This window comes from Aquimarina litoralis (genome assembly GCF_039523995.1).
Taxonomy (GTDB): Bacteria; Bacteroidota; Bacteroidia; order Flavobacteriales; family Flavobacteriaceae; genus Aquimarina; species Aquimarina litoralis.
The window spans coordinates 1-20,480 of sequence record NZ_BAAAGE010000008.1; the positions used below are offsets into that span (position 1 = coordinate 1).

General features: G+C 31.7%; 17 protein-coding genes. 8 read left to right on the top strand and 9 right to left on the bottom strand.

What is annotated here, in order from left to right:
• Nucleotides 1-637 precede the first annotated feature (637 nt).
• A complete protein-coding gene (locus ABD077_RS24035; RefSeq protein WP_343914755.1) occupies nucleotides 638-1,342 on the bottom strand; it encodes a DUF4294 domain-containing protein in 705 nt (234 codons plus the stop codon).
• A gap of 106 nt (nucleotides 1,343-1,448) precedes the next feature.
• Between ABD077_RS24035 and ABD077_RS24040 the strand changes: the two genes are divergently transcribed.
• From ABD077_RS24040 to ABD077_RS24050, 3 genes are all read left to right on the top strand, one after another.
• Nucleotides 1,449-2,582 (top strand): M42 family metallopeptidase, encoded by a 1,134-nt coding sequence (locus ABD077_RS24040; RefSeq protein ID WP_343914756.1) that lies wholly within the window; start codon nucleotides 1,449-1,451, stop codon nucleotides 2,580-2,582.
• Between the two features lie 196 nt (nucleotides 2,583-2,778).
• Nucleotides 2,779-4,701, top strand: coding sequence for a transglutaminase-like domain-containing protein (locus tag ABD077_RS24045; protein ID WP_343914757.1), 1,923 nt, complete (start codon nucleotides 2,779-2,781; stop codon nucleotides 4,699-4,701).
• A 58-nt stretch (nucleotides 4,702-4,759) separates the two neighbouring features.
• A complete protein-coding gene (locus ABD077_RS24050; protein ID WP_343914758.1) occupies nucleotides 4,760-6,943 on the top strand; it encodes a DUF3857 domain-containing protein in 2,184 nt (727 codons plus the stop codon).
• 62 nt (nucleotides 6,944-7,005) lie between these two features.
• Here the strand turns inward: ABD077_RS24050 and acs are convergent, their stop codons facing one another.
• From acs to ABD077_RS24085, 7 genes are all read right to left on the bottom strand, one after another.
• Complete coding sequence (gene acs / locus ABD077_RS24055) at nucleotides 7,006-8,913, bottom strand: acetate--CoA ligase (RefSeq protein ID WP_343914759.1); 1,908 nt, start codon at nucleotides 8,911-8,913, stop codon at nucleotides 7,006-7,008.
• A gap of 306 nt (nucleotides 8,914-9,219) precedes the next feature.
• The gene (locus ABD077_RS24060; protein ID WP_343914760.1) at nucleotides 9,220-9,582 is read right to left on the bottom strand and encodes a response regulator transcription factor; all 363 of its coding nucleotides are present in this window, start codon (nucleotides 9,580-9,582) and stop codon (nucleotides 9,220-9,222) included.
• A 29-nt stretch (nucleotides 9,583-9,611) separates the two neighbouring features.
• Nucleotides 9,612-12,296 carry an ATP-binding protein gene (locus ABD077_RS24065; protein WP_343914761.1) on the bottom strand — a complete coding sequence of 895 codons (2,685 nt, stop codon included), beginning with the start codon at nucleotides 12,294-12,296 and terminating at the stop codon, nucleotides 9,612-9,614.
• Nucleotides 12,297-12,561: 265 nt separating this feature from the next.
• Entirely contained in the window at nucleotides 12,562-14,334 is a 1,773-nt protein-coding gene (locus ABD077_RS24070) for a sodium:solute symporter family protein (protein ID WP_343914762.1), read from the bottom strand.
• Nucleotides 14,335-14,364: 30 nt separating this feature from the next.
• The gene (locus tag ABD077_RS24075) at nucleotides 14,365-14,622 is read right to left on the bottom strand and encodes a DUF4212 domain-containing protein (RefSeq protein WP_299610544.1); all 258 of its coding nucleotides are present in this window, start codon (nucleotides 14,620-14,622) and stop codon (nucleotides 14,365-14,367) included.
• A gap of 11 nt (nucleotides 14,623-14,633) precedes the next feature.
• Nucleotides 14,634-15,866, bottom strand: coding sequence for a hypothetical protein (locus ABD077_RS24080; protein ID WP_343914763.1), 1,233 nt, complete (start codon nucleotides 15,864-15,866; stop codon nucleotides 14,634-14,636).
• A gap of 110 nt (nucleotides 15,867-15,976) precedes the next feature.
• Nucleotides 15,977-16,396, bottom strand: a complete 420-nt coding sequence (locus ABD077_RS24085) for an IS1/IS1595 family N-terminal zinc-binding domain-containing protein (RefSeq protein WP_343914764.1) — start codon at nucleotides 16,394-16,396, stop codon at nucleotides 15,977-15,979.
• Between the two features lie 132 nt (nucleotides 16,397-16,528).
• Between ABD077_RS24085 and ABD077_RS24090 the strand changes: the two genes are divergently transcribed.
• The 3 genes from ABD077_RS24090 to ABD077_RS24100 all read left to right on the top strand — a co-directional run bounded on the left by ABD077_RS24090 (nucleotide 16,529) and on the right by ABD077_RS24100 (nucleotide 18,498).
• A complete protein-coding gene (locus ABD077_RS24090) occupies nucleotides 16,529-17,083 on the top strand; it encodes an NUDIX hydrolase (protein WP_343914765.1) in 555 nt (184 codons plus the stop codon).
• 91 nt (nucleotides 17,084-17,174) lie between these two features.
• Nucleotides 17,175-17,627 (top strand): Dps family protein, encoded by a 453-nt coding sequence (locus ABD077_RS24095; protein ID WP_343914766.1) that lies wholly within the window; start codon nucleotides 17,175-17,177, stop codon nucleotides 17,625-17,627.
• A gap of 10 nt (nucleotides 17,628-17,637) precedes the next feature.
• On the top strand, nucleotides 17,638-18,498 hold the full coding sequence (locus ABD077_RS24100; RefSeq protein WP_343914767.1) for an SdiA-regulated domain-containing protein: 861 nt from the start codon (nucleotides 17,638-17,640) through the stop codon (nucleotides 18,496-18,498).
• A 2-nt stretch (nucleotides 18,499-18,500) separates the two neighbouring features.
• Here the strand turns inward: ABD077_RS24100 and ABD077_RS24105 are convergent, their stop codons facing one another.
• Nucleotides 18,501-19,046, bottom strand: coding sequence for a GNAT family N-acetyltransferase (locus ABD077_RS24105; protein WP_343914768.1), 546 nt, complete (start codon nucleotides 19,044-19,046; stop codon nucleotides 18,501-18,503).
• Between the two features lie 295 nt (nucleotides 19,047-19,341).
• On the opposite strand from ABD077_RS24105, the gene ABD077_RS24110 reads away from it, so the two are divergent.
• Together ABD077_RS24110 and ABD077_RS24115 are read left to right on the top strand one after the other, a co-directional pair.
• Nucleotides 19,342-19,623 (top strand): hypothetical protein, encoded by a 282-nt coding sequence (locus tag ABD077_RS24110; protein WP_343914769.1) that lies wholly within the window; start codon nucleotides 19,342-19,344, stop codon nucleotides 19,621-19,623.
• A 368-nt stretch (nucleotides 19,624-19,991) separates the two neighbouring features.
• Nucleotides 19,992-20,456 carry a hypothetical protein gene (locus ABD077_RS24115; protein ID WP_343914770.1) on the top strand — a complete coding sequence of 155 codons (465 nt, stop codon included), beginning with the start codon at nucleotides 19,992-19,994 and terminating at the stop codon, nucleotides 20,454-20,456.
• Nucleotides 20,457-20,480: the final 24 nt, after the last annotated feature.

The window sequence follows — 20,480 nt, forward strand, 5'->3', positions numbered from 1 at the left end:
ATTGTAATAATATCAGTATAAACCAATATTAATACGCGCTGTCAATCAATAAATCAATGAACTTTTTCAACAACCCAACACAATCTTCATCGCTGGCTGTATTCGATAATTATCAAGGAATCGAACCCTAAAAACAAAATCTCTTTTGCCCTACTCCAGTATAATTTCTATGCTTATGAACTTGGCTTGTTTCTCAAAGCGGGTGCAAATATAAAACGCTTTTTTATTCCCCGCAAAACTTTTTTGAACTTTTTTTTAAAAAATTTTTAATCAACTAAAATTCTCTAAAAAAATCCTCAAAAAAACCAAACTCTCTCAATGAACTCTCAAAACTTATTCCGTTTTGCGGGTGCAAACATACAACCCTTTTTCATTTCCACAACAAAAAAATACAACTATTTTTTAACCTTTTTGTAAAACACCTGATTTTTAAAAAGTTGGAAAGCGAAGATACTAAAATTAATGAAGATAAAAAGTAAAAAAAATTTAAAAATCTAATTTTTTAAATGTAATCCACCAGCAATTCTTTCGAATTTAGAATATCCTAACTGTACACTAAATTATATTATTTCTAAAAAGGCAATAAAGAGTATTCATGATTACGATTGATACGACACATACATTTAAACCAAAAAAATTACTTTCTTAGATTAGTAGTCTTAATAGTATCAGTCCATTTATTTCTTAAATCATAAAAACTAAAATCTAAAGCTGTCTTTTGTTCTTCTAGGATATTAGATTGGAAACTTCTTTGCAAAATATCCTCAATCCAATAATCTTCTTCTATATTAATAGGATCATACTCTTCTTTAAGAGATATATTAAAAAGATTAGCTGTACTATTATACCAAAATGCTTTCCATCCACTTCGATATTCTTTTACTAAGTCAAACATCGTTTTTCCTGTTTGTCTGTGTATGAGTTTAACCAATATTTGACCTTCAGTACGTGTCATTTTTTTTAACTCGGCTGTAAATTCTTCCTCCATATACTTCTGAAGTATTTTTATATACTTTTTCCGAGCTCTTTTGGACTCAATATTTTCTAACCTTTGATTTAATGCTATTAATCTATCAGAAGCTAATTTCGCATATGGATAAACTTTTCTTGTTTTACGTCTAAGGATTAGATATTTCCTTCTAGCTAATCTATCTTTAAACTTTAATTTACCTAATATAACAACCTCATCCAGATCTATTGCATCGTGAGGAATTGTATCTCCTTCTATAATATAATATTGCACATAGTTAGTAGAATCTATTTTTAAAGAATCTATTTCCTTTTGACAAAATATTGTCAACGGAAAAAAAATAACTAATATGTACAGTATATTTTTCTGCATATGCTTATTAGGCTTCTAAAATCGTTCCAAAATTAACAATAAACACATAGCAAACTGTAAAATCTTTGTGAATATTATTAACTTCGTACAAAACAAAAATATTTAAATGGCTAAAAAAAGTATACTAAACAAAAAGTCTTTGACCTTTCTTGAAAAGTATTTGAACAATGCTGCACCTACAGGTTATGAATGGGAAGGACAAAAAATTTGGATGGACTATCTAAAACCATATGTTGATGAATTTATTACGGACACTTATGGCACTGCTGTTGGAGTTATAAATCCTACAGCCAAATACAAAGTAGTAATTGAAGGCCATGCTGACGAAATATCTTGGTATGTAAATTATATAACCGACAATGGTCTTATTTACGTAATCCGTAATGGTGGTAGTGACCATCAAATTGCTACATCCAAACGTGTAAATATACATACGAAAAAAGGTATTGTGCAAGGTGTGTTTGGTTGGCCTGCGATACATACAAGAAATCGTGCAAAAGAGGAACCGCCAAAACTAGATAACATTTGTATAGATGTAGGATGTAACACTAAAGAAGAAGTTCTAAAATTAGGTGTACATGTAGGTTGTGTTATCACTTACCCTGATGAGTTTTTCATACTAAACAAAGATAAATTTGTATGTCGTGCTTTAGATAATAGAATGGGTGGTTTTATGATTGCCGAAGTTGCGAGATTGATAAAAGAGAATAAAGACAAACTAGACTTTGGTCTTTATATTACTAATTCTGTACAGGAAGAAATTGGTCTAAGGGGAGCAGAAATGATAACCCATACTATTCAACCAGATGTAGCTATTGTTACAGATGTTTGTCATGATACTACTACACCTATGATCGACAAGAAGACTCAAGGTGAAACTAAAATTGGTGATGGTCCGGTAATTTCCTATGCTCCTGCTGTTCAGAATAGATTAAGAGAACTTTTAATCGATACAGCAGAGAAGAAAAAAATTCCATTTCAAAGAATGGCTTCAAGCAGAATGACAGGAACTGATACCGATGCATTTGCATATAGCAACGGAGGTGTTGCATCTGCATTAATTTCTTTACCACTTCGTTACATGCACACTACAGTAGAAATGGTTCATAGAGACGATGTAGAGAATGTAATAAGACTGATTTATGAAAGTCTTTTGAATATAAAAGCGGGTGAAACCTTCAGTTATTTTTCAACATCTGTAGCTGCTTCAAAACCTAAAACTAAATCGAAATCAAAATAGAAAATAATTGATTTTTGAAATTTTATAAAACTGCATTGTAAAAAATGCAGTTTTTTTATGGTAACATTTTTTGCATTTATGACACTAAGTATATAAAATTGAAATAAAAATCAACAAAACACTTTATCGGTTTTTTCATGCTTTTTATCGGATTTTATTAATACATTTGCGCTCAAATTCAACACTTCCAATCTCTATGACAAAAAAATATTCTTTTTTCTTATTAGCATTATTCTTAACCCTAAAATTCTCTGCTCAAAAAAGCATAGAACCAACCGAGGAAGATATAGCTCTTGCCAAAGAACTATCTAAAAAATTTGTTGAAGACGATATAGTGGTATTAGAATATTCAGAAGTAATCAACTTTGATTATAACAAAAAAACAGATAAAGTACTTGTCGAAAACAAAATCAAACAAGAGTTTATAAATTTAAAATCCAGAACACAAATCCCTCTAATAATTGGATACGACGATCAATCACAAATCAATAATATTTATGTAAAATATAGAAATGGTAAACCTACAAATATTCGATTCAGAGATGAATATTACAATCAAGAAGATCTTTTTCATTCTGATGCGAGAATCAAATGGTCTGGTTTAAATTTTCCGCTATTAGGATATAAGTACACTTATGGATACAAAAAAAAATACAAGGATATTAAATATTTTATTAATACATATTTAGATAGTTATTTTCCCATAGTAAAAAAAACCATCACCATAAACATTCCCGATTGGTTAGAGTTAGAAATTAAGGAAATGAATATGGGTAAGGATCTAATTGAAAAGCAACGAACAAGGATTGAAAATAAAAAGATTACCCAATACACTTATACAATAGAGAATATAGCAGCTTCCTTTAAAGAAGAAAATAGCGTTGGTCCTACCCATTATCGACCACACCTGCTCTTTTTAGCTAAATCACATTCAAAAAAAGATGCTAAACAGGCACTTCTTAATGATACTAAAGATTTATATAAATGGTATCATTCTTTAGTATTACAGCTTACAAACGATAACGAACAATTACAAGATAAAACTCTTTCTATTATAGAAAATTTTGACACAGACGAAGAAAAAATAAAAGCGATTTATTATTGGGTTCAGGACAATATAAGATATATCGCTTTTGAGGATGGAATTGCAGGTTTTAAGCCAGAAGAAGCTATTGAAGTTTATAGAAAAAAATATGGAGATTGTAAAGGCATGGCTAACCTAACCAAGCAAATGCTAATTATCGCAGGGTTTGATGCCAGATTATCTTGGATTGGAACGAGAAGAATTGCCTATGATTATTCCTTGCCGACTATTGCTGTAGATAATCACATGATTTGTACTGTTTTTCTGAACGGCAAAAAATACTTTCTAGATGCTACCGAGAAATACAACCCATTTGGTAACTACGCTGAAAGAATTCAAAAAAAACAAGTACTAATAGAAGATAAAGAAAATTACATTTTAGACACTATTCCTTCAAACACCTCTAAAAATAATAAAGAGACATTAGTTTCCAACTTAAAACTAGAAGGAGAAAAACTAAGTGGAACGATCCAAAGAACCTATCAAGGTGAAAGTAAAACCGATTTTTTATATAACATTAATAGCCTAAAAAAAGATAAGAAAACGGAAGCTCTGGCTTATTATATAGGTCAAGGAGATAAAAATTTGATTTTAGATAACGTTACGATATCCAGTATAACAGATCGAGATCAGGATTTACTTTTATCCTACAATATTTTACAAAACAATGCTGTAAGTAGTTTCGAAAATGAACTATATATAGATATAGATTACTACAAAAACTATCAGCAATTGGATTTCGAAAAACGAAAAACAGCTTTTGTATTACCCTATAAAACATTTGAAAGCACCTCTACTACCATCGAAATTCCTAAAGGATATGTTATCAAAGAATTACCTAAGAATCTTTCCATTAATAATAAGGATTTTGAAATATCTTTTATTTATAAGTCCGATAGCGAAAAGGTTACTTATGAAAAGAAAATTGATTTCAAAAATGCAATCATAAGTAAAACTGAAATAAACGCATGGCAAGAGTTTCATAAAAAGCTAAAACAACAATATCAGCAACAAATAATTTTAACAAAAGAATAAATAATTAATTAGTATTGAAATTTCAATCTAATTCTTCATCACTGTAGCATATAAAACCATGAAAACCATCAATAAACAACTTATTAAAATCACATTCTTTATCTTTTTTATCCAAACAATAACTGTATATGGTCAGCTTCCTAAAATATCAGATCTTGGTGAATATATATGGGGTGAAAAAGACACCTATACAACATTGCCTGCAATTCCTGAAAAATGGAAAAATGAGTCTGCGGTTGTTATTCTGAGCGACTATGATTACTATTATTTTAAAGGAGGAAAAGCTTTAAATACATTTGTAATTACTAGAAAAATTATTAAGCTAAACGACCAAGCCGCAGTTAATCTTTTTTCTGAGTTTGATGAATTAGGGCAAGACAAAGAACTTGTTGTAAAAATTATAAAACCAGATGGATCTGTAAACATAATCGATGTAGATAAAGAAAAAGTAGAATCCTCTGAGTTAGAAAGTAGCTACGTGACATTTGGGTATAGAAAAAATGTTTATAAAAGTAAACTAGCTATTCCAGATTTAGAAGTTGGTGATATTATAGATTTCTGTATTTACTTTAAAGAAAGAAAACCTATAATGGGAGTATTAGAAGCCCCATCTGTTATTGATGTAATTAGCGGAGAATACCCTATCATGAACTACGAATTAGATGTTCATTCTAAGAAAAACTTTTTCATAAGTATTAAAACTGAAAATGGAGCGCCCGAACCACAAGATGTAAGTCCTAAAAAAGGTAAGGATAGACAATACTCTTTTAAAATGCAGGATATCGAAAAAATTGATCCAATTATGTGGGAGTACACCTTATTAAATGCACCATATATAAAGTTTCAAGTTTCTTTAGAGAAAGAGAAAAAAACAAAAGCGTTTGTTGGTGAAGAAAAATCTAAAATAAAGGACAATGTAACCAAAGAAGAAGTTTTAGAATATTTCAAAGGAATTACTGTCTTTGATCATGGATATAAGGGCTCTGACAAATACTTAAAGGACAAAGGACTATCACAAGAAGAGCGAATTGAGGAAGCATACTATTATATGAGACAATATTATCTAAATCAATTTATTGAAGCTGCTGTTGCCTATAAAAATGACTTAACCGTAGACAACCCCTTCCAATTTTATGCTTTTCCAAAATACATTACAGAGGAATTAAAGTTTATTAACTATTATGCTTCTTTCCTTAGAGAAGAAAAAATTCCATTCGAGATGATTGCAGGAATTCCGAGAAGTCAGGGAAAAATAGATAACCTTTTATTTCCAGATGATATTACGCTGTTCTTAAAAATCAATCTTGATCCTGAAAACCCACTTTTTGTTAGTCAATTTGGAAACCATACTAATTTCAACTATTTCCCATATTATCTGGAAGGTAATGAAGCATACAGTCTAGAAATTGGAGACGGACATCGATTAGAAACCATTAAAAAAGTAAAAATCCCCATATCAGACTATAAGCTGAATAATTCTGATCAGGAATATGAAATTACTTTCTTAGATGGTTTCGAAAAAATCAAAGTATCTAGAAAATCTAAATTAAAAGGGCATAACAAAGTAAATGAAATTAGCGAACGTCTAAATTCATTAAATTTTACAGAAGAAGATCATGAAAAATATAATACTAAACGATTATATGATCGTTTAAAAAAGAGAAGAAACAAAAATAAATACGAGAAAGAATTTCCTGCTTTTAAGGAAAAAACTATAACGCTACAAAAAGAATCTTATGAAGAGAGTCTTGAAGAAGAGTTGGATTTTAAGATTGAAGATTTTTCATTTGAAGTTATAGAAACTGGAAGATACAACATAGAAGACGTTCTTAGCTATAAGGAAGAATTCTCAGCTACTAATGATCTACTAAAAAGAGCGGGGCCTAACTATCTTTTTGAAATAGGAAAGTTTATTGGTGGACAAATTGCAATTGAGGAAGGAGATAAAGAGAGAAAAGAAGATATTTATATGTCATACCCGAGATCCTTTAACAATACCATTAGCCTAACTATTCCTGATGGTTATGAGGTAACTGGATTAGATAAACTAGCAGTAGATATTACCAACGAAACTGGAGGTTTTACCAGTAATTATAGTTTGGATGGTAACAAATTAATCATCAAAACTTATAAATATTATACTCATAATTACGAACCAAATTCTAATTGGTCAAAAATGTTAGCCTTTTTGGAGGCTGCATATCAATTTTCTCAACAGAAAATATTAATTAAAAAATTATAATTAATCATTTTACAACCAAAAAAGCCTCAATTATTGAGGCTTTTTTGGTTTTCTTTATTCTGCTATAATGCTTTATCTATAATTTCTTGAACCACCTCGGGATTTAAAAGTGTACTAGTATCTCCAAGATTTGATGTGTCTTTGGATGCTATTTTCCTCAAAATCCGTCGCATTATTTTTCCACTTCTAGTTTTAGGAAGACCAGGTACAAACTGTATTTTATCCAGTTTTGCAATAGGACCAATTCGCTCTGTAATTTGTTGATTTACCTCCTTACTTAGATTATTACGATCTCTATTTTCTCCTGTTTCCTTCAGAATTACATAGCCGTACAATGCATTTCCTTTTATATCATGAGGAAACCCAACAATAGCAGATTCGGCAACAGCGGGATGTTCATTTATCGCATCTTCTATAGGAGCAGTACCCAAATTATGACCAGAAACAATGATCACATCATCTACTCTACCTGTTATTCTATAATATCCCACCTCATCTCTTAATGCACCATCTCCTGTAAAATATTTATTCTCAAATGCAGAAAAATAGGTCTCTTTATAACGTTGATGATTACCCCAAATCGTTCTTGCCATCGACGGCCATGGAAATTTTATACAAAGACGCCCGTCTACTTGATTTCCCTTTATCTCTAAACCATTCTCATCCATTAACGCTGGTTGTATTCCTGGCATTGGTAAGGTTGCATATGTGGGTTTTGTTGGTGTGGAATAAGGAATCGGTGAAATCATAATACCTCCAGTTTCAGTTTGCCACCAGGTATCAACAATTGGAGATTTCTTTTCTCCTACATGATCATTATACCAATGCCAAGCTTCTTCATTGATGGGTTCTCCAACAGTACCTAATACTTTTAAACTAGAAAGATCATGGTTGGTCACATAATCTAGATTTTCTTTTGCTAAAGCACGAATAGCTGTAGGTGCCGTATAAAATTGAGTAATTTTATGCTTTTGAACAATATCCCAAAATCTACCAAAATCAGGATAAGAAGGCACCCCTTCGAACATAACAGTAGTTGCTCCATTTGCCAAAGGACCATACACGATATAAGAATGACCAGTTATCCAACCTATATCAGCGGTACACCAATAAATATCATTCTCTCTATACTGAAACACATTTTTAAAAGTATAAGCCGTATACACCATATACCCCGCAGTAGTATGCAACATTCCTTTTGGCATTCCTGTAGATCCAGAAGTATACAAAATAAACAAAGGGTCTTCAGCATCCATCACCTCAGGAACACAATCCTTGTTAGCATTATCAAGCAACGGTTGTAACCAATGATCCCGATCACTCTTCATTTGTATATCAGAGTTAATTCTTTTGGCTACTAACACCGAGCTTACTCCAGGACAACTTTCTAACGCATCATCTACAATACCTTTAAGATCAATCGTTTTGGAGCCGCGATAAGAACCATCTGAAGTAATTACCATTTTCGCATCACAATCATTGATTCTTGTGGATAAGGCCAAAGCAGAAAACCCAGCAAAAACTACGGAATGAACAGCTCCTATTCTCGCACAGGCTAATACCGAAACTGCGAGTTCTGGAATCATGGGTAAATAAATACAAACACGATCTCCTTTTTTTACACCTTGCTCTTTGAGAACATTAGCGAACTTGCAAACCTTTTCATGTAGTTGCTTATATGTAATATGTTGTGTATCTTCTTCTGGATTATTAGGCTCAAAGAGAATTGCTGTTTTATGCCCCCTATTTTGAAGGTGTCGATCGATACAATTTTCGGTAATATTCAACTTAGCTCCTTCAAACCATTTAACTTCAGGTTTGGTAAAATCCCAGCTTAATACATTATCCCATTTCTTTCTCCACATAAAGTGTTCTTCGGCTACTTCTGCCCAAAACGTTTCTGGGTCACGTACAGATTTTCTATAAACTTGATAATATTCTTCAAGATGTTTTATGTGATAATTACTCATTGTTGGTATGTTTAATATTCTTTAAATTAATTTTTATTTGTTTGATCATTTGATGTAAATAATCCGAACCAATTTGGGTTAAGAAATTTTAATCGTATCAAAACCCATAAAATGACTACAAAACAAAATCCTATGACTATAGAATTCGCTGCACTTATTTGTGTTTTCATCTCCGCTAAAAACCTTAGAAATAAAGAGATTACTACGTAAACACTAATAAATATATCAGATGCTAATGGTTTTAAACGTATTTTCATTTTTACTTATCTAAATTAAATCCTCATTGTTTGCGCACAACATCAAAAGTTATTGTAATAATTCATTTATTTCTGCTACCAATTTTTTTACTGAAAAAGGTTTAGTCAGATACTTATCTGCTCCCATACGTAATCCTTTTTCTATATCTGTAGCTTTATTTTTTGCCGAAAGAAATACAACTTTAGTATCCTTAAGGTTTTTATTGTTCTTTATTTCTTTTAAAGTCTCATAACCATCTACATTAGGCATCATAATATCTAACAATACTATATCAGGAATCTCTCCTTCTGCAATTTGCAGAGCTTCACTACCATCTCTAGCGATGAACACTTCAAAATTCTTTTTTTTGAAGGTATATTCTAGTGACATTACAATATTAGGTTCATCATCTACAATTAAAATCTTTTTCATATACTTTGCTATTCGGCTAAAAGGCTACTTCATTTGGGTATAGTAAACAAAAAACGGGCTCCTTTTCTGTACTTTTTATCGATCCAGATTTTTCCGTTGTGACTTTCAACGATTTTTTTGCTAATTGCCAAACCCAATCCGCTACCTATAGGTTTTTTTATATTTTGATATTTTGACTGGTAAAATTTATCAAAAATATAGTTCATTTCCTCTTTTGGAACACCTTTTCCGTTATCCTCGACTATAATTTCTACAGTTTGTTTTTTCTGACGAACCTGAACCCTTATCTTTCCAGTTTTTTCATCTGAAAACTTGAGGGCGTTCGACAATAAATTTGTTAGTACTTGAATTATCCTATCTTCATCATAATTAGCATGTATTTGGTACCCATCATTATGTATTAGCTCCACTCCTTTGTTTTTTGCAATCTGCTCAACACCATAAATCGCCTTATTTATCGTTATACCAACCTCCCTAGATTCAATATCGAGATGCTCTTGTCCTTTAGATAATTTTTCAAGATCTAAAATATTGTGTATTAATCTGGTTAATCTATCTGAATCTTTAACTATATTTTCTAGAAACTTACTTTTTAAATCCTTCGGCATATCATCGTCATCTGTTAACACTTCTGACGCAGCTTTAATAGAAGTTACAGGAGTTTTAAGTTCATGAGCTATAGTATCTAAAAATTCATCTTTTATTCTATCTTGTTCTAAAAGTTCTTCATTTGCTGTTTTTAGTTTTTCGGTAAGTCTTGTAAGTTCATCAGACTTTTCCTGAAGTGCTTTATTTACTGCTATAGTTTCTTTTGATTCTTCTAATATTTTTAGAACCTCGAGTAAACTCACTGGTTCTTCTTTGGCTACGCTTCCTATCAATATACGTGCAGAAGCACTACCTATTGTTCCTGTTAAAAGTTTTTCTGAAAACTTAATCAATCGAGCATCGGCCATTTCTTCCTCTTTGGAGATTCCATATTTTAAGTAAAATAAATTCAAGGCTTTTTCTGTACGTTCTTCTCCTAAAAAACGATTTAACATGTTTCTAATATCAGAGATAAAAGCTTCTCCTTTCCACACAAAAGCACCGTCTTGTAAGTTCGCATAATTACTGCTATTCACAAACATTTCCGCATAATTCCGTTCTCTATAATTCCCTTTAGACAGCAAGGAAATGATCAAAAAACTTAATGTATTAAAGAACATACTCCAAAAAAAGGAATGCGCTTCTGGCCCTAAAAAATCTAAGCCAAATAATGCATATGGCTTTAAAAGTTCTATTCCGAATAATCCATTTTCTACAAATAGGTTATTTCCTGCAAGTACAGTAACAATAAGTGGTAGGATTAACGTATATATTACAATAAAAACACCTACAATCATTCCAATTTTAACTGCTTTTGCAGAACCACGATTCCAGAAAAGTCCCATAAAAAAAGAAGGTGCTAATTGAGCTATCACAGCGAATGAAATTAGACCAATAGAATATAATGACAACTCATATGAAAAGTTGATGTAGAAAAAGTATGCTGCAATAATTAAGGTAAATATTGAGATACGTCTAATATTTTTGATATACTTCTCATTTTGTTCTGGATCTCCTTTCAAAAATTTATCCAAAAACCCATAGGGAATAATAAGGTTATTACTTACCATGGTGGATAATGCCAAAGTCGACACTACTACCATTGATATCACTGCAGAGAATCCACCAAGAAAGACCAATAATGCCAAAATAATATTTCCATTTTGCAATGGCAGTAATAACGTGTAGTAATCATGATTTACCTCTCCTGAAATACTAAGATTTCCTGCCCATGCTATGAAAATTACAAATATGTTAAATAATAAAAGGTATAGCGGAAACATCCATATAGCTTTCTTTAAATAGCGCTCTCTGTCATTTTCGACCACTGCTACGTGAAATTGTCTAGGAAGCAAGAAAATGGCAAAAAAAGAAAGCATAATAGTAAACATCCAGTTAAAACCAGATTCTAAACCATTAAAGGAGGTGATCTTTTCAAAATTCCCGAGTAAAGAAGCTTGATCATAAATATCTTTTGTACCATCAAACATAAAAAAGGTGACGTAAATCCCAATCACAAGAAAAAAAACTAACTTCATAATAGACTCTACCGCTACTGTAGTCATGATTCCTTTTCTATGTTGAGATGCGTCTGCTGCTTGGGTTCCAAAAAAAGCAACAAAAATTGCCAAAAGTACTGCAATATAAAAGGTAGAATCATCCACAATTAATGTAGAATTGTAACTAGTCTCATCGGTAATAATTTCAAAGGTTTCGGAGATAGCTTTAAGCTGGAGCGAAATATATGGCACTATGGCAAAAACACAAATTATGGTTACCAATGCACCTAAAAAACGATTATTACCATATCGTAGTGATATAAAATCCGCAATACTAGAGACCTTATGTTGCTTTGAAATTCTGATTACCCTACGCATTACGAGAATCCACAACGGAATAGATATCACAGGACCGAGATAAATGGTAAGAAAACTAATTCCTGATTGCGATGCAATCCCAACACTTCCGTAATATGTCCAAGCCGAACAATATACGGCTAGAGATAATACATAAATGTATGGATTATTGACCCATTTGCTTTTTGAGTTCTTCTCTGCCCAAAAGGCAACTAGAAATAAAAAAGTCAAATAAACAATTATGATAGATATCAAAAGATAATTATTCATAGTGCCTATGTAAGATGATATAAGAAATGATAATTGCCAATATCCATATCAAGAAAATAAAAAAATAGATCATTGGAAAACCAAAGACTTCGTCGGAATGGTCAAAAATTAGCACTAACGGAACGTTCCATAATAAAAACAGCACCAATGAAAGGATGATAAGTTTTTGCTGATGTCTTTTCTTCATTTTTGAACTCACTCTATAAAGTTAGGAAAAAACGGTGCCATAACTAAAATATAACACCGTATTCTACTAAAATCAAATCTAATGATGCGAAGCTTCTCCAGCTCCACTAGGGATTCTTATATCTTCAACAATTTCTTGTACTTCTTTTGGTGGTTCTGGAGTCATTCTAGAAACGATTACAGAAACGACAACATTTACAATCATTGCAATAGTACCAAAACCTTCTGGAGATGTCCCAAACCACCATTCTTCTTTAGGTCTTGGTTCCATAACACCGATCAATCCAGTTTTATACACAACCATGTAAATTAACATAAGGGTGATTCCCACAATCATTCCTGCTACTGCTCCTTGCCTATTCATGCGCTTATCGAAAATACCTAGTATAATCGCAGGGAAGAATGATGCCGCGGCCAAGCCAAATGCTAAGGCTACCACAGCCGCCACAAACCCCGGAGGATATATCCCAAATAATCCTGCTATGATAATCGCAAATAGAATACTAATTCTAGCAGCCAAAAGTTCTCCTTTTTCAGAAATATTTGGTTTGATTTGTTTTTTAATAAGATCATGAGAAATAGAAGTAGAAATTACCAATAACAAACCAGCTGCAGTCGATAATGCGGCAGCTAAGCCACCTGCAGCAACTAGTGCTACTACCCAATTAGGTAAATTAGCAATTTCTGGATTTGCTAAAACCATAATATCTCTATCGACATATAACTCATTTTCGGAGCCACTAGCATTGGAAACTAATCTTTCGCCGTTTACTCCTCTTTCTCCAGTGTATTTTGGTTTACCTTCTGTAGCGCTTCCATTTACATATTGTATTTTCCCGTCGCCATTTTTATCTGACCAAGCAATAAGCCCAGTATTTTCCCAGTTTTTAAACCATTCTGGAACTTCTTTATAAGGATTATTACTCACAGTTTCTATTAAATTAGTTCTAGCAAAAACTGCAATAGCCGGAGCCGTAGTATACAGAATAGCAATAAACAGTAAAGCCAACCCTGCTGATTTTCTAGCATCTTTTACTTTAGGAACTGTAAAAAAACGTACGATAACATGAGGCAATCCAGCGGTACCTACCATAAGGGCCAGTGTTATTGCGAACACGTCCCAGGTTGATTTTGAACCATCGGTATACTCATTGAAACCTAGTTGAGTATGCAACGCATCTAACTTCTCAAGTAAATATGTACCGTCTTCAACTGTACCACCCATTCCTATCTGTGGAATGATATTTCCTGTCATTTGCATAGAGATAAAAAATGCTGGAACCATAAAGGCAAAAATCAATACACAATATTGAGCTACTTGTGTATACGTGATTCCTTTCATTCCTCCCAAAAAGGCAAATACTAAAACCACAGCCATTCCTATAATAACTCCCAAAGTAATATCAACCTGCAAAAATTGAGAAAACACAATACCTACACCTCTCATTTGTCCAGCTACGTAGGTGAATGAGACAATTAATGCACATATCACTGCTACAGTTCTAGCGGTATTTGAGTAATATCTATCTCCTATGAAATCAGGAACTGTAAATTTTCCAAACTTGCGGAGATATGGAGCTAACAAAAGTGCTAATAACACATAACCGCCAGTCCATCCCATTAGAAAAACAGAACCATCATATCCCATAAAAGATATCAAGCCTGCCATAGAAATAAACGAAGCTGCACTCATCCAATCGGCTGCAGTTGCCATCCCATTAGCAAGCGGAGAAACACCTCCACCAGCTACATAAAAATCTTTGGTCGAACCTGCCCTGGCCCATATAGCAATCCCGAAATACAGGGCAAACGTAATCCCTACTAAAATCCATGTCCATACTTGAACGCTCATAATAATATATTTTTGTGGTTAGTATTAAGATTACTCATCGTAACCATATTTTTTGTCCAGTTTATTCATCAATCGCACATAAACGAAGATGAGGATTACAAAAGTGTAAATAGAACCTTGTTGAGCAAACCAGAAACCAAGTTTAAATCCTCCTAATCTTATATTGTTTAATTCGTCTTTAAAGAGTATTCCTGCTCCATAGGAGACCACAAACCAAATAATGAGAAGAACTATTAGGTACTTTAGGTTTTGTTTCCAATAGGCAACAGCTTTTTGTTTATCAGTCATAACTTTATATTTTATAAGTAAATCATCGCTTGCAGGGTTACAAAACTTTGCGCATCATTATCCCCGTATTTTGTATTTAAATACTCTATAGTAATTTTAGAATGATGTCCACTGAAATAAGCATTTGCACCTACTCCAAAAGTTGTGGCATTATCATCAATTGCATCTATCGATCTCCTGTTAAAAGAAGCATAAGGCTGAAACTTGGTTTTTTTATTGTCATTTGGGATAACATAACCTACATGTCCGTAAATCATGGAACCTGTTTCATAGGTTTGTCCTAAGGTAAAGTTTTTTCCATAATCATTATTTTGATAAGTTGCATAAGCAGTAATTGCTGATCCATTTTCTCCTAAAGGAGCATCATAAAAAGCGTCTACCGCAAAAATAGCTACATCTTCACCTTCTAATTCTCCAGTATCGTTTGCTACTACACTACCTTCTGGGTGAAAGAAAAAACCAGCTCCTACATTAAAAACCTTTTTACCTCCCAAATAGGTACCTACTTTGTATGGAAGAAAATTAGACTCTTGATCAAAAAAGTGATAATCGAAATAACCTGCAAAGTTTTTCCCAGCATCTTTAGAACCTAGTAATCTTCTACCCGCATATACTGCTGGACCATCTGGAGTTGGATCCGTAGCCTCTTGCAAATTATTAGTTCCTGATTCATTAATAGATACTCGATACTGAAGTTTTCCAAAAGCGCCTTTGGCATAAATACCAATATGTCTTGCAAATTGATCCGACAACCCAATCGTTGCCCATGATTGTCGATTATTATCAAGAGTCATGATGTTTAGTGTACTCTGGTTATTAAGTCTTGATATTCCATTCCAATAATGAAGACCTGCCCCAATGGAATGATTCGTGTTTAGATTGTATTGCCCCCATACTCCATGAAAAAATAGCTGAGACTCTTCTCCTCGTCCTAAAGGACTTTGGTTATTCGCATTCAAACTATTAAGTCCAAAATGAGTAAGAATCAAAAAATTTTTATTGATCTGAGCATAGGTTAAAATACGAGCTCTTCTTATGCTCATGTTTGTATTACTTACATCATCGGGAACATCATCTTGATATCTTGCCCAAAATTGTGCCCATGATATAATTCTAAAGTATTTGGTACCATCTTCATTCAGTTTTACCTTCAGTCCGCCAGTATAATCTGGCGAACCCTGAGAGTACGTATACTGGAGTGTAAGAAATATAGAAACTACCAGTATGATTAGTTGTTTTCTCATAGAGTTTTAAAAATTAGATTAGTAATAATTCGATTTTGTGCGCGATACTAATCTCTTAAAATCTAGTAGTTAAGAAAAAACTAATATATTTATTTGTTAATTTATTATAGTTAATCTCTAAAACGTTCCCATTTAATAAGCATAAACTTATCCCCTAATTCAGTTACAACTACCCCTGCACCTGATAAGTTTTCCACGTCTTTAAAATAATCCGATAACTCAGAAGCATTAAGAATTTTGTAGGTCGGATGATAGTTTGAATTATAAGGTCGTTTAATATTATATTTTTTAACCCAATTCATAATACTTACATGTGAAATACCAAGAATACGTTCAATTTCACGATAGGTCAATCCCTCTAAATATAATTGTAAAGCCTTGTTAACATAATAATCATCTATTTTCTTTCCAATTTTGTTTACCGAAAAGTAATAACCACAAGATTTGCATTTAAATCGCTGCCTATTATTTACGATTCCGCTTTTTATATAATCTTCAGAATTACAGTTTGGACAAGATGCAATTTTCATATATATTTATTTAGCATAAATATATTAATTTAGCAACAAATTTAAGATATGGATTATATTTTATTCATTTTATTTACCAAAACCCCATAATATTCATTGATAAAAGATAACTTTATTGTATTATCAAAAATCATGGATGAATTTATAGACATCGTTAACGAAGAAGGAATTTTCACTGGTGAAATTCGATTAAAATCAGAGGCACACAAACTAGGATTATATCATAGTAGTGTTCATATTTGGTTGTACACTTATAAGGGCGAAGTATTGATTCAAAAACGTGCCTTGGATAAAGATACTTATCCAGGTTTATGGGATATATCTGTTGCTGGGCATATCGGTACTGGAGAATCTCCAGAAAATGCAGCATTACGAGAAATACAAGAAGAAATAGGTTACACTATTGCAAGTGCTGATTTAGAATTTATTGGTAAATACCTTGCCGAGAAAAAACCAAATCCTGTGATCATTGATAATGAATTTCATTATATCTATTTGACCCGATTAACTAAGTCTATTAAAGATCTTAAAATACAAAAAGAAGAAGTTCATAGTATTAAGTTAATACCTTTAAATCTTCTAAAAAAAGAGCTTTTAGAGCCAATAAAGAAAAAAGAATATGTTCCTCATGATGTAGATTATTATGATTTTGTTCTTAACGAAATCGAAAATCGATTTAACCAATAGTATAATTACTACTAACTATCACATCATCTATGTAACAATTTATTATCATAGTATTTTTGTATCGAAATTAAAAAACCAATAAACAAAAACTATGAAAAATATTAATAAAGAAACCGTAGATTCCTTAAACATCTTATTAGCTGATTATCATTTATATTATCAAAAACTAAGAAACTTCCATTGGAATGTAACTGGACGAAACTTTTTTGAATTACATTTAAAATTTGAAGAGCTTTATGAAGACGCGAAATTAAAAATTGACGAAATTGCAGAACGAATTTTAACACTAAGAGCTAAACCCGTGAGTAATTACAGTGTTTTCTTAGAGAAATCTTCCCTAAAAGAAGCGAGTAGTGATTTATCCGATAAAGAAATGGTAACATCTATTCTTGAAGATCACGATATTATTTTAAAGCAATTGAAATTAGTTACTAAAGAAGCTGAAAAAGTAGAAGATGATGGAACTTTGGATATCACTGGCACGTATATTGCTGACCTTGAAAAAACAAGTTGGATGTTAGATGCTTGGAATCAAACTTCATAAAAATAATTATATGTATAAAAGTAATATTTGTATTTTCTTATTGTGCTGCACCTTAACGGTAAGTTGTCAAAAAAAGAATGACACGGATCTCATAATGATTGATCATTTGTCAAATGCTTTGCATGAAATATCAGGTATTACATATATAAAAGGTGAATCTAATCTATATGCTGTTAATGATTCCGGAAATGAAAATGTTGTATTCTTACTCAATCAAAAAGGTAAAATTCTAGAGGAGATTAAAATACCAAATAGCAAAAATGTAGATTGGGAAGATCTAGCGTATGACCATAATAACAATATTTATATTGGAGATTTTGGCAATAACAATAATGATAGAAAAAATCTTACCATATATAGGGTGTCTGGTATTAAGAATAAACAGATAAAAACTACAACAATAGAATTCTTTTTAGAGGATCAAAAGAAATTTCCTCCTTCTAAGAAGAAAAGAAATTTTGATATAGAAGCTTTCTTTTATAATAAAGGAAGCTTCTATTTATTTACAAAAAACCGAGGCAGTAAATTTAATGGTGAAACCAAGCTCTACAAATTACAAGATAAACCAGGCAAGCAAAAAGCTAAATTGATAGATACTCATACAATATGTGATGATGCTAGGGATTGTTTTATCAGTTCTGCGGCAATAAATTATAATGGAGATACAATTGCGCTTCTCACCTATAATAAAATTTTCATATTATCAGATTTTAAAGGAGATGATTTATTCGGCGGAAAGATCAAAAAGATTAAGCTCAATCATTTTTCACAAAAAGAAGGAATTTGTTTCTTAACAGATTCTACATTACTTATAGTAGATGAAAAACAAAAAAAAACAAAAGGAGCTTTATATAAATATCGATTAAAGTAAAACTAGCGAGTAACCCAATCTTTTTCCAAAATCCCATACTCGTAAGTATCGGACCAACCCGATTTTAAGGGTAGTATTTCTCTCTTATGACCTTCTCTGATCAATCCCGATTTTTCTAATACTTTTACAGAACCTATATTAGCAATAGCACAACCAGCTTCCACCCTGTGTAATTCCATTGTTTGAAAACTAAATTTTAAAACCTCACCAACTGCTTCTGTTGCATACCCTTTAGACCAAAATTGTGGATCTAACTTATACCAAAGCGATCCTATTTTATATTTAGGGTTTCCAACAATTAATGAAATCAAACCTATAAATATCTCAGTGGATTTTAGCCTAATAGCAAAAACAAATTCCTTTCTATATCTGAAATTATCTATCCATTCATTAAGATAGACCTCTGTTACTTCTGTATTTGTTGGAATACCTAAAGCATTATATTCGTCGACTTCAGCAATTGAAAGCAACCGATGTATATTAGAGAGATCAGACACCTCTACGGATCTAAGTTCTAATCTATCTGTAAACAAATGTAAATTTTCCATAAAAATATATCTCTAAACAATCAAAAACGTTTAAATATTTTGTTTTTCCGTTTTTCCTCAAAAGTTATTAACATTTAAACACTTAAACTAAAACTTTAACCTTTTATCGGCAAAAACAACAAAATTAAGCGCTAACAAAAACAAAAAGTAATACAAAACTTACTTTTCAACAAATCAACAACTTAAAATACTGGTTTCAAATATTTTATAAGTTATTCTTATGAGTTTTATTCCTAATTTAGCTAATGTATGACGCATAGTCATCAATTGAAAAACCCCAAACACTTATTTACATATGAAAGCCGCCCCAGCTTACGTTTTGTTGTTATCTATATTACTTACAGGTACAGCATTTTCTCAACAAAGTATCACTAAGAATTTAAAAGTTCCTCCTAATATTCTTAAAACTACAACTACAGAACATGCTATTACAAAAGAAACAAAGAAGAAGACAAATACCAAGATCGAAATAAAAAAAACATCGAATATTTCAAAAGTAAACATTACTCAAACTAATACTAAAACTTCTAAAAACAAGGTTAACGAGGTGCCAAGAACTACCTTAGACTTTTTTTAATTTATTTTAAAATAAAAATTAATAGAGACGGCTTTGCTGTCTTTTAACCGAGAAGCTCCTGATATTTCGCATCTTATATCGGGAGCTTCTTATTATAATATCCTTTCGTATAGGAGCTTCGTAAATCCCATTATTACAATAAGTTACTATAAAAGTTATTAACAATGATCAATATTTTGTTTATAATTCATTTCACCTGAAAACCCTTATTATTAGTAATTTTCCTACAAAAATAAAACCGACAAAATTGAGTTATCAACAACTCAAAATGGATATTAAAAGACATTAAAAATCGATAAAGAGTTGTTTTTGTTAATTTTTTCATAATTTAGAAGGAAATAACTTACAAATACCCCAAAATATAAATTATGATTAAAAATTACTTACCCCTATTATGTTTTATTTTAATTTTAGTCCCCAACTTTAATTTTAGTCAAGAGAATTTCGAAAAAGTCAAAAGTCCTATTATTAGTAGTACCGTTCTCAAAGCCAACACTACGTATATCGTTCCTAACGAAATTCTTGTTACTAACAGCGCCACCTTAACCATAGAAGAAGGTGTAATTCTAAAAAATCCAGAAAACAACGAAATCATTATTAGTATAGAAAATGGTTCTAGAGTTATTGCCTCTGGTTCTTATGACAATCCAATAGTAGCTGCTACCGACTCATCAGAAAAACCGATTATCATTATGAAACCCTCTTTACAAAAGACTGATAATGCTGTAGCGGATAACTATTTCTATTATAAGTCAATTGAAAATCCAACAGTTTTAATGAATTCCCAACCTAACTCCTACAATAATATATCGAGTATTCAGGGCGACTTTTAATTAGGAATCAGATAGATAGTAGCC

Coding starts and splice junctions, on each gene's coding strand:
- ABD077_RS24035 (WP_343914755.1), bottom strand. CDS start 1,342: ATGCAGAAAAATATACTGTACATATTAGTTATTTTTTTTCCGTTGACA.
- ABD077_RS24040 (WP_343914756.1), top strand. CDS start 1,449: ATGGCTAAAAAAAGTATACTAAACAAAAAGTCTTTGACCTTTCTTGAA.
- ABD077_RS24045 (WP_343914757.1), top strand. CDS start 2,779: ATGACAAAAAAATATTCTTTTTTCTTATTAGCATTATTCTTAACCCTA.
- ABD077_RS24050 (WP_343914758.1), top strand. CDS start 4,760: ATGAAAACCATCAATAAACAACTTATTAAAATCACATTCTTTATCTTT.
- acs (WP_343914759.1), bottom strand. CDS start 8,913: ATGAGTAATTATCACATAAAACATCTTGAAGAATATTATCAAGTTTAT.
- ABD077_RS24060 (WP_343914760.1), bottom strand. CDS start 9,582: ATGAAAAAGATTTTAATTGTAGATGATGAACCTAATATTGTAATGTCA.
- ABD077_RS24065 (WP_343914761.1), bottom strand. CDS start 12,296: ATGAATAATTATCTTTTGATATCTATCATAATTGTTTATTTGACTTTT.
- ABD077_RS24070 (WP_343914762.1), bottom strand. CDS start 14,334: ATGAGCGTTCAAGTATGGACATGGATTTTAGTAGGGATTACGTTTGCC.
- ABD077_RS24075 (WP_299610544.1), bottom strand. CDS start 14,622: ATGACTGATAAACAAAAAGCTGTTGCCTATTGGAAACAAAACCTAAAG.
- ABD077_RS24080 (WP_343914763.1), bottom strand. CDS start 15,866: ATGAGAAAACAACTAATCATACTGGTAGTTTCTATATTTCTTACACTC.
- ABD077_RS24085 (WP_343914764.1), bottom strand. CDS start 16,396: ATGAAAATTGCATCTTGTCCAAACTGTAATTCTGAAGATTATATAAAA.
- ABD077_RS24090 (WP_343914765.1), top strand. CDS start 16,529: ATGGATGAATTTATAGACATCGTTAACGAAGAAGGAATTTTCACTGGT.
- ABD077_RS24095 (WP_343914766.1), top strand. CDS start 17,175: ATGAAAAATATTAATAAAGAAACCGTAGATTCCTTAAACATCTTATTA.
- ABD077_RS24100 (WP_343914767.1), top strand. CDS start 17,638: ATGTATAAAAGTAATATTTGTATTTTCTTATTGTGCTGCACCTTAACG.
- ABD077_RS24105 (WP_343914768.1), bottom strand. CDS start 19,046: ATGGAAAATTTACATTTGTTTACAGATAGATTAGAACTTAGATCCGTA.
- ABD077_RS24110 (WP_343914769.1), top strand. CDS start 19,342: ATGAAAGCCGCCCCAGCTTACGTTTTGTTGTTATCTATATTACTTACA.
- ABD077_RS24115 (WP_343914770.1), top strand. CDS start 19,992: ATGATTAAAAATTACTTACCCCTATTATGTTTTATTTTAATTTTAGTC.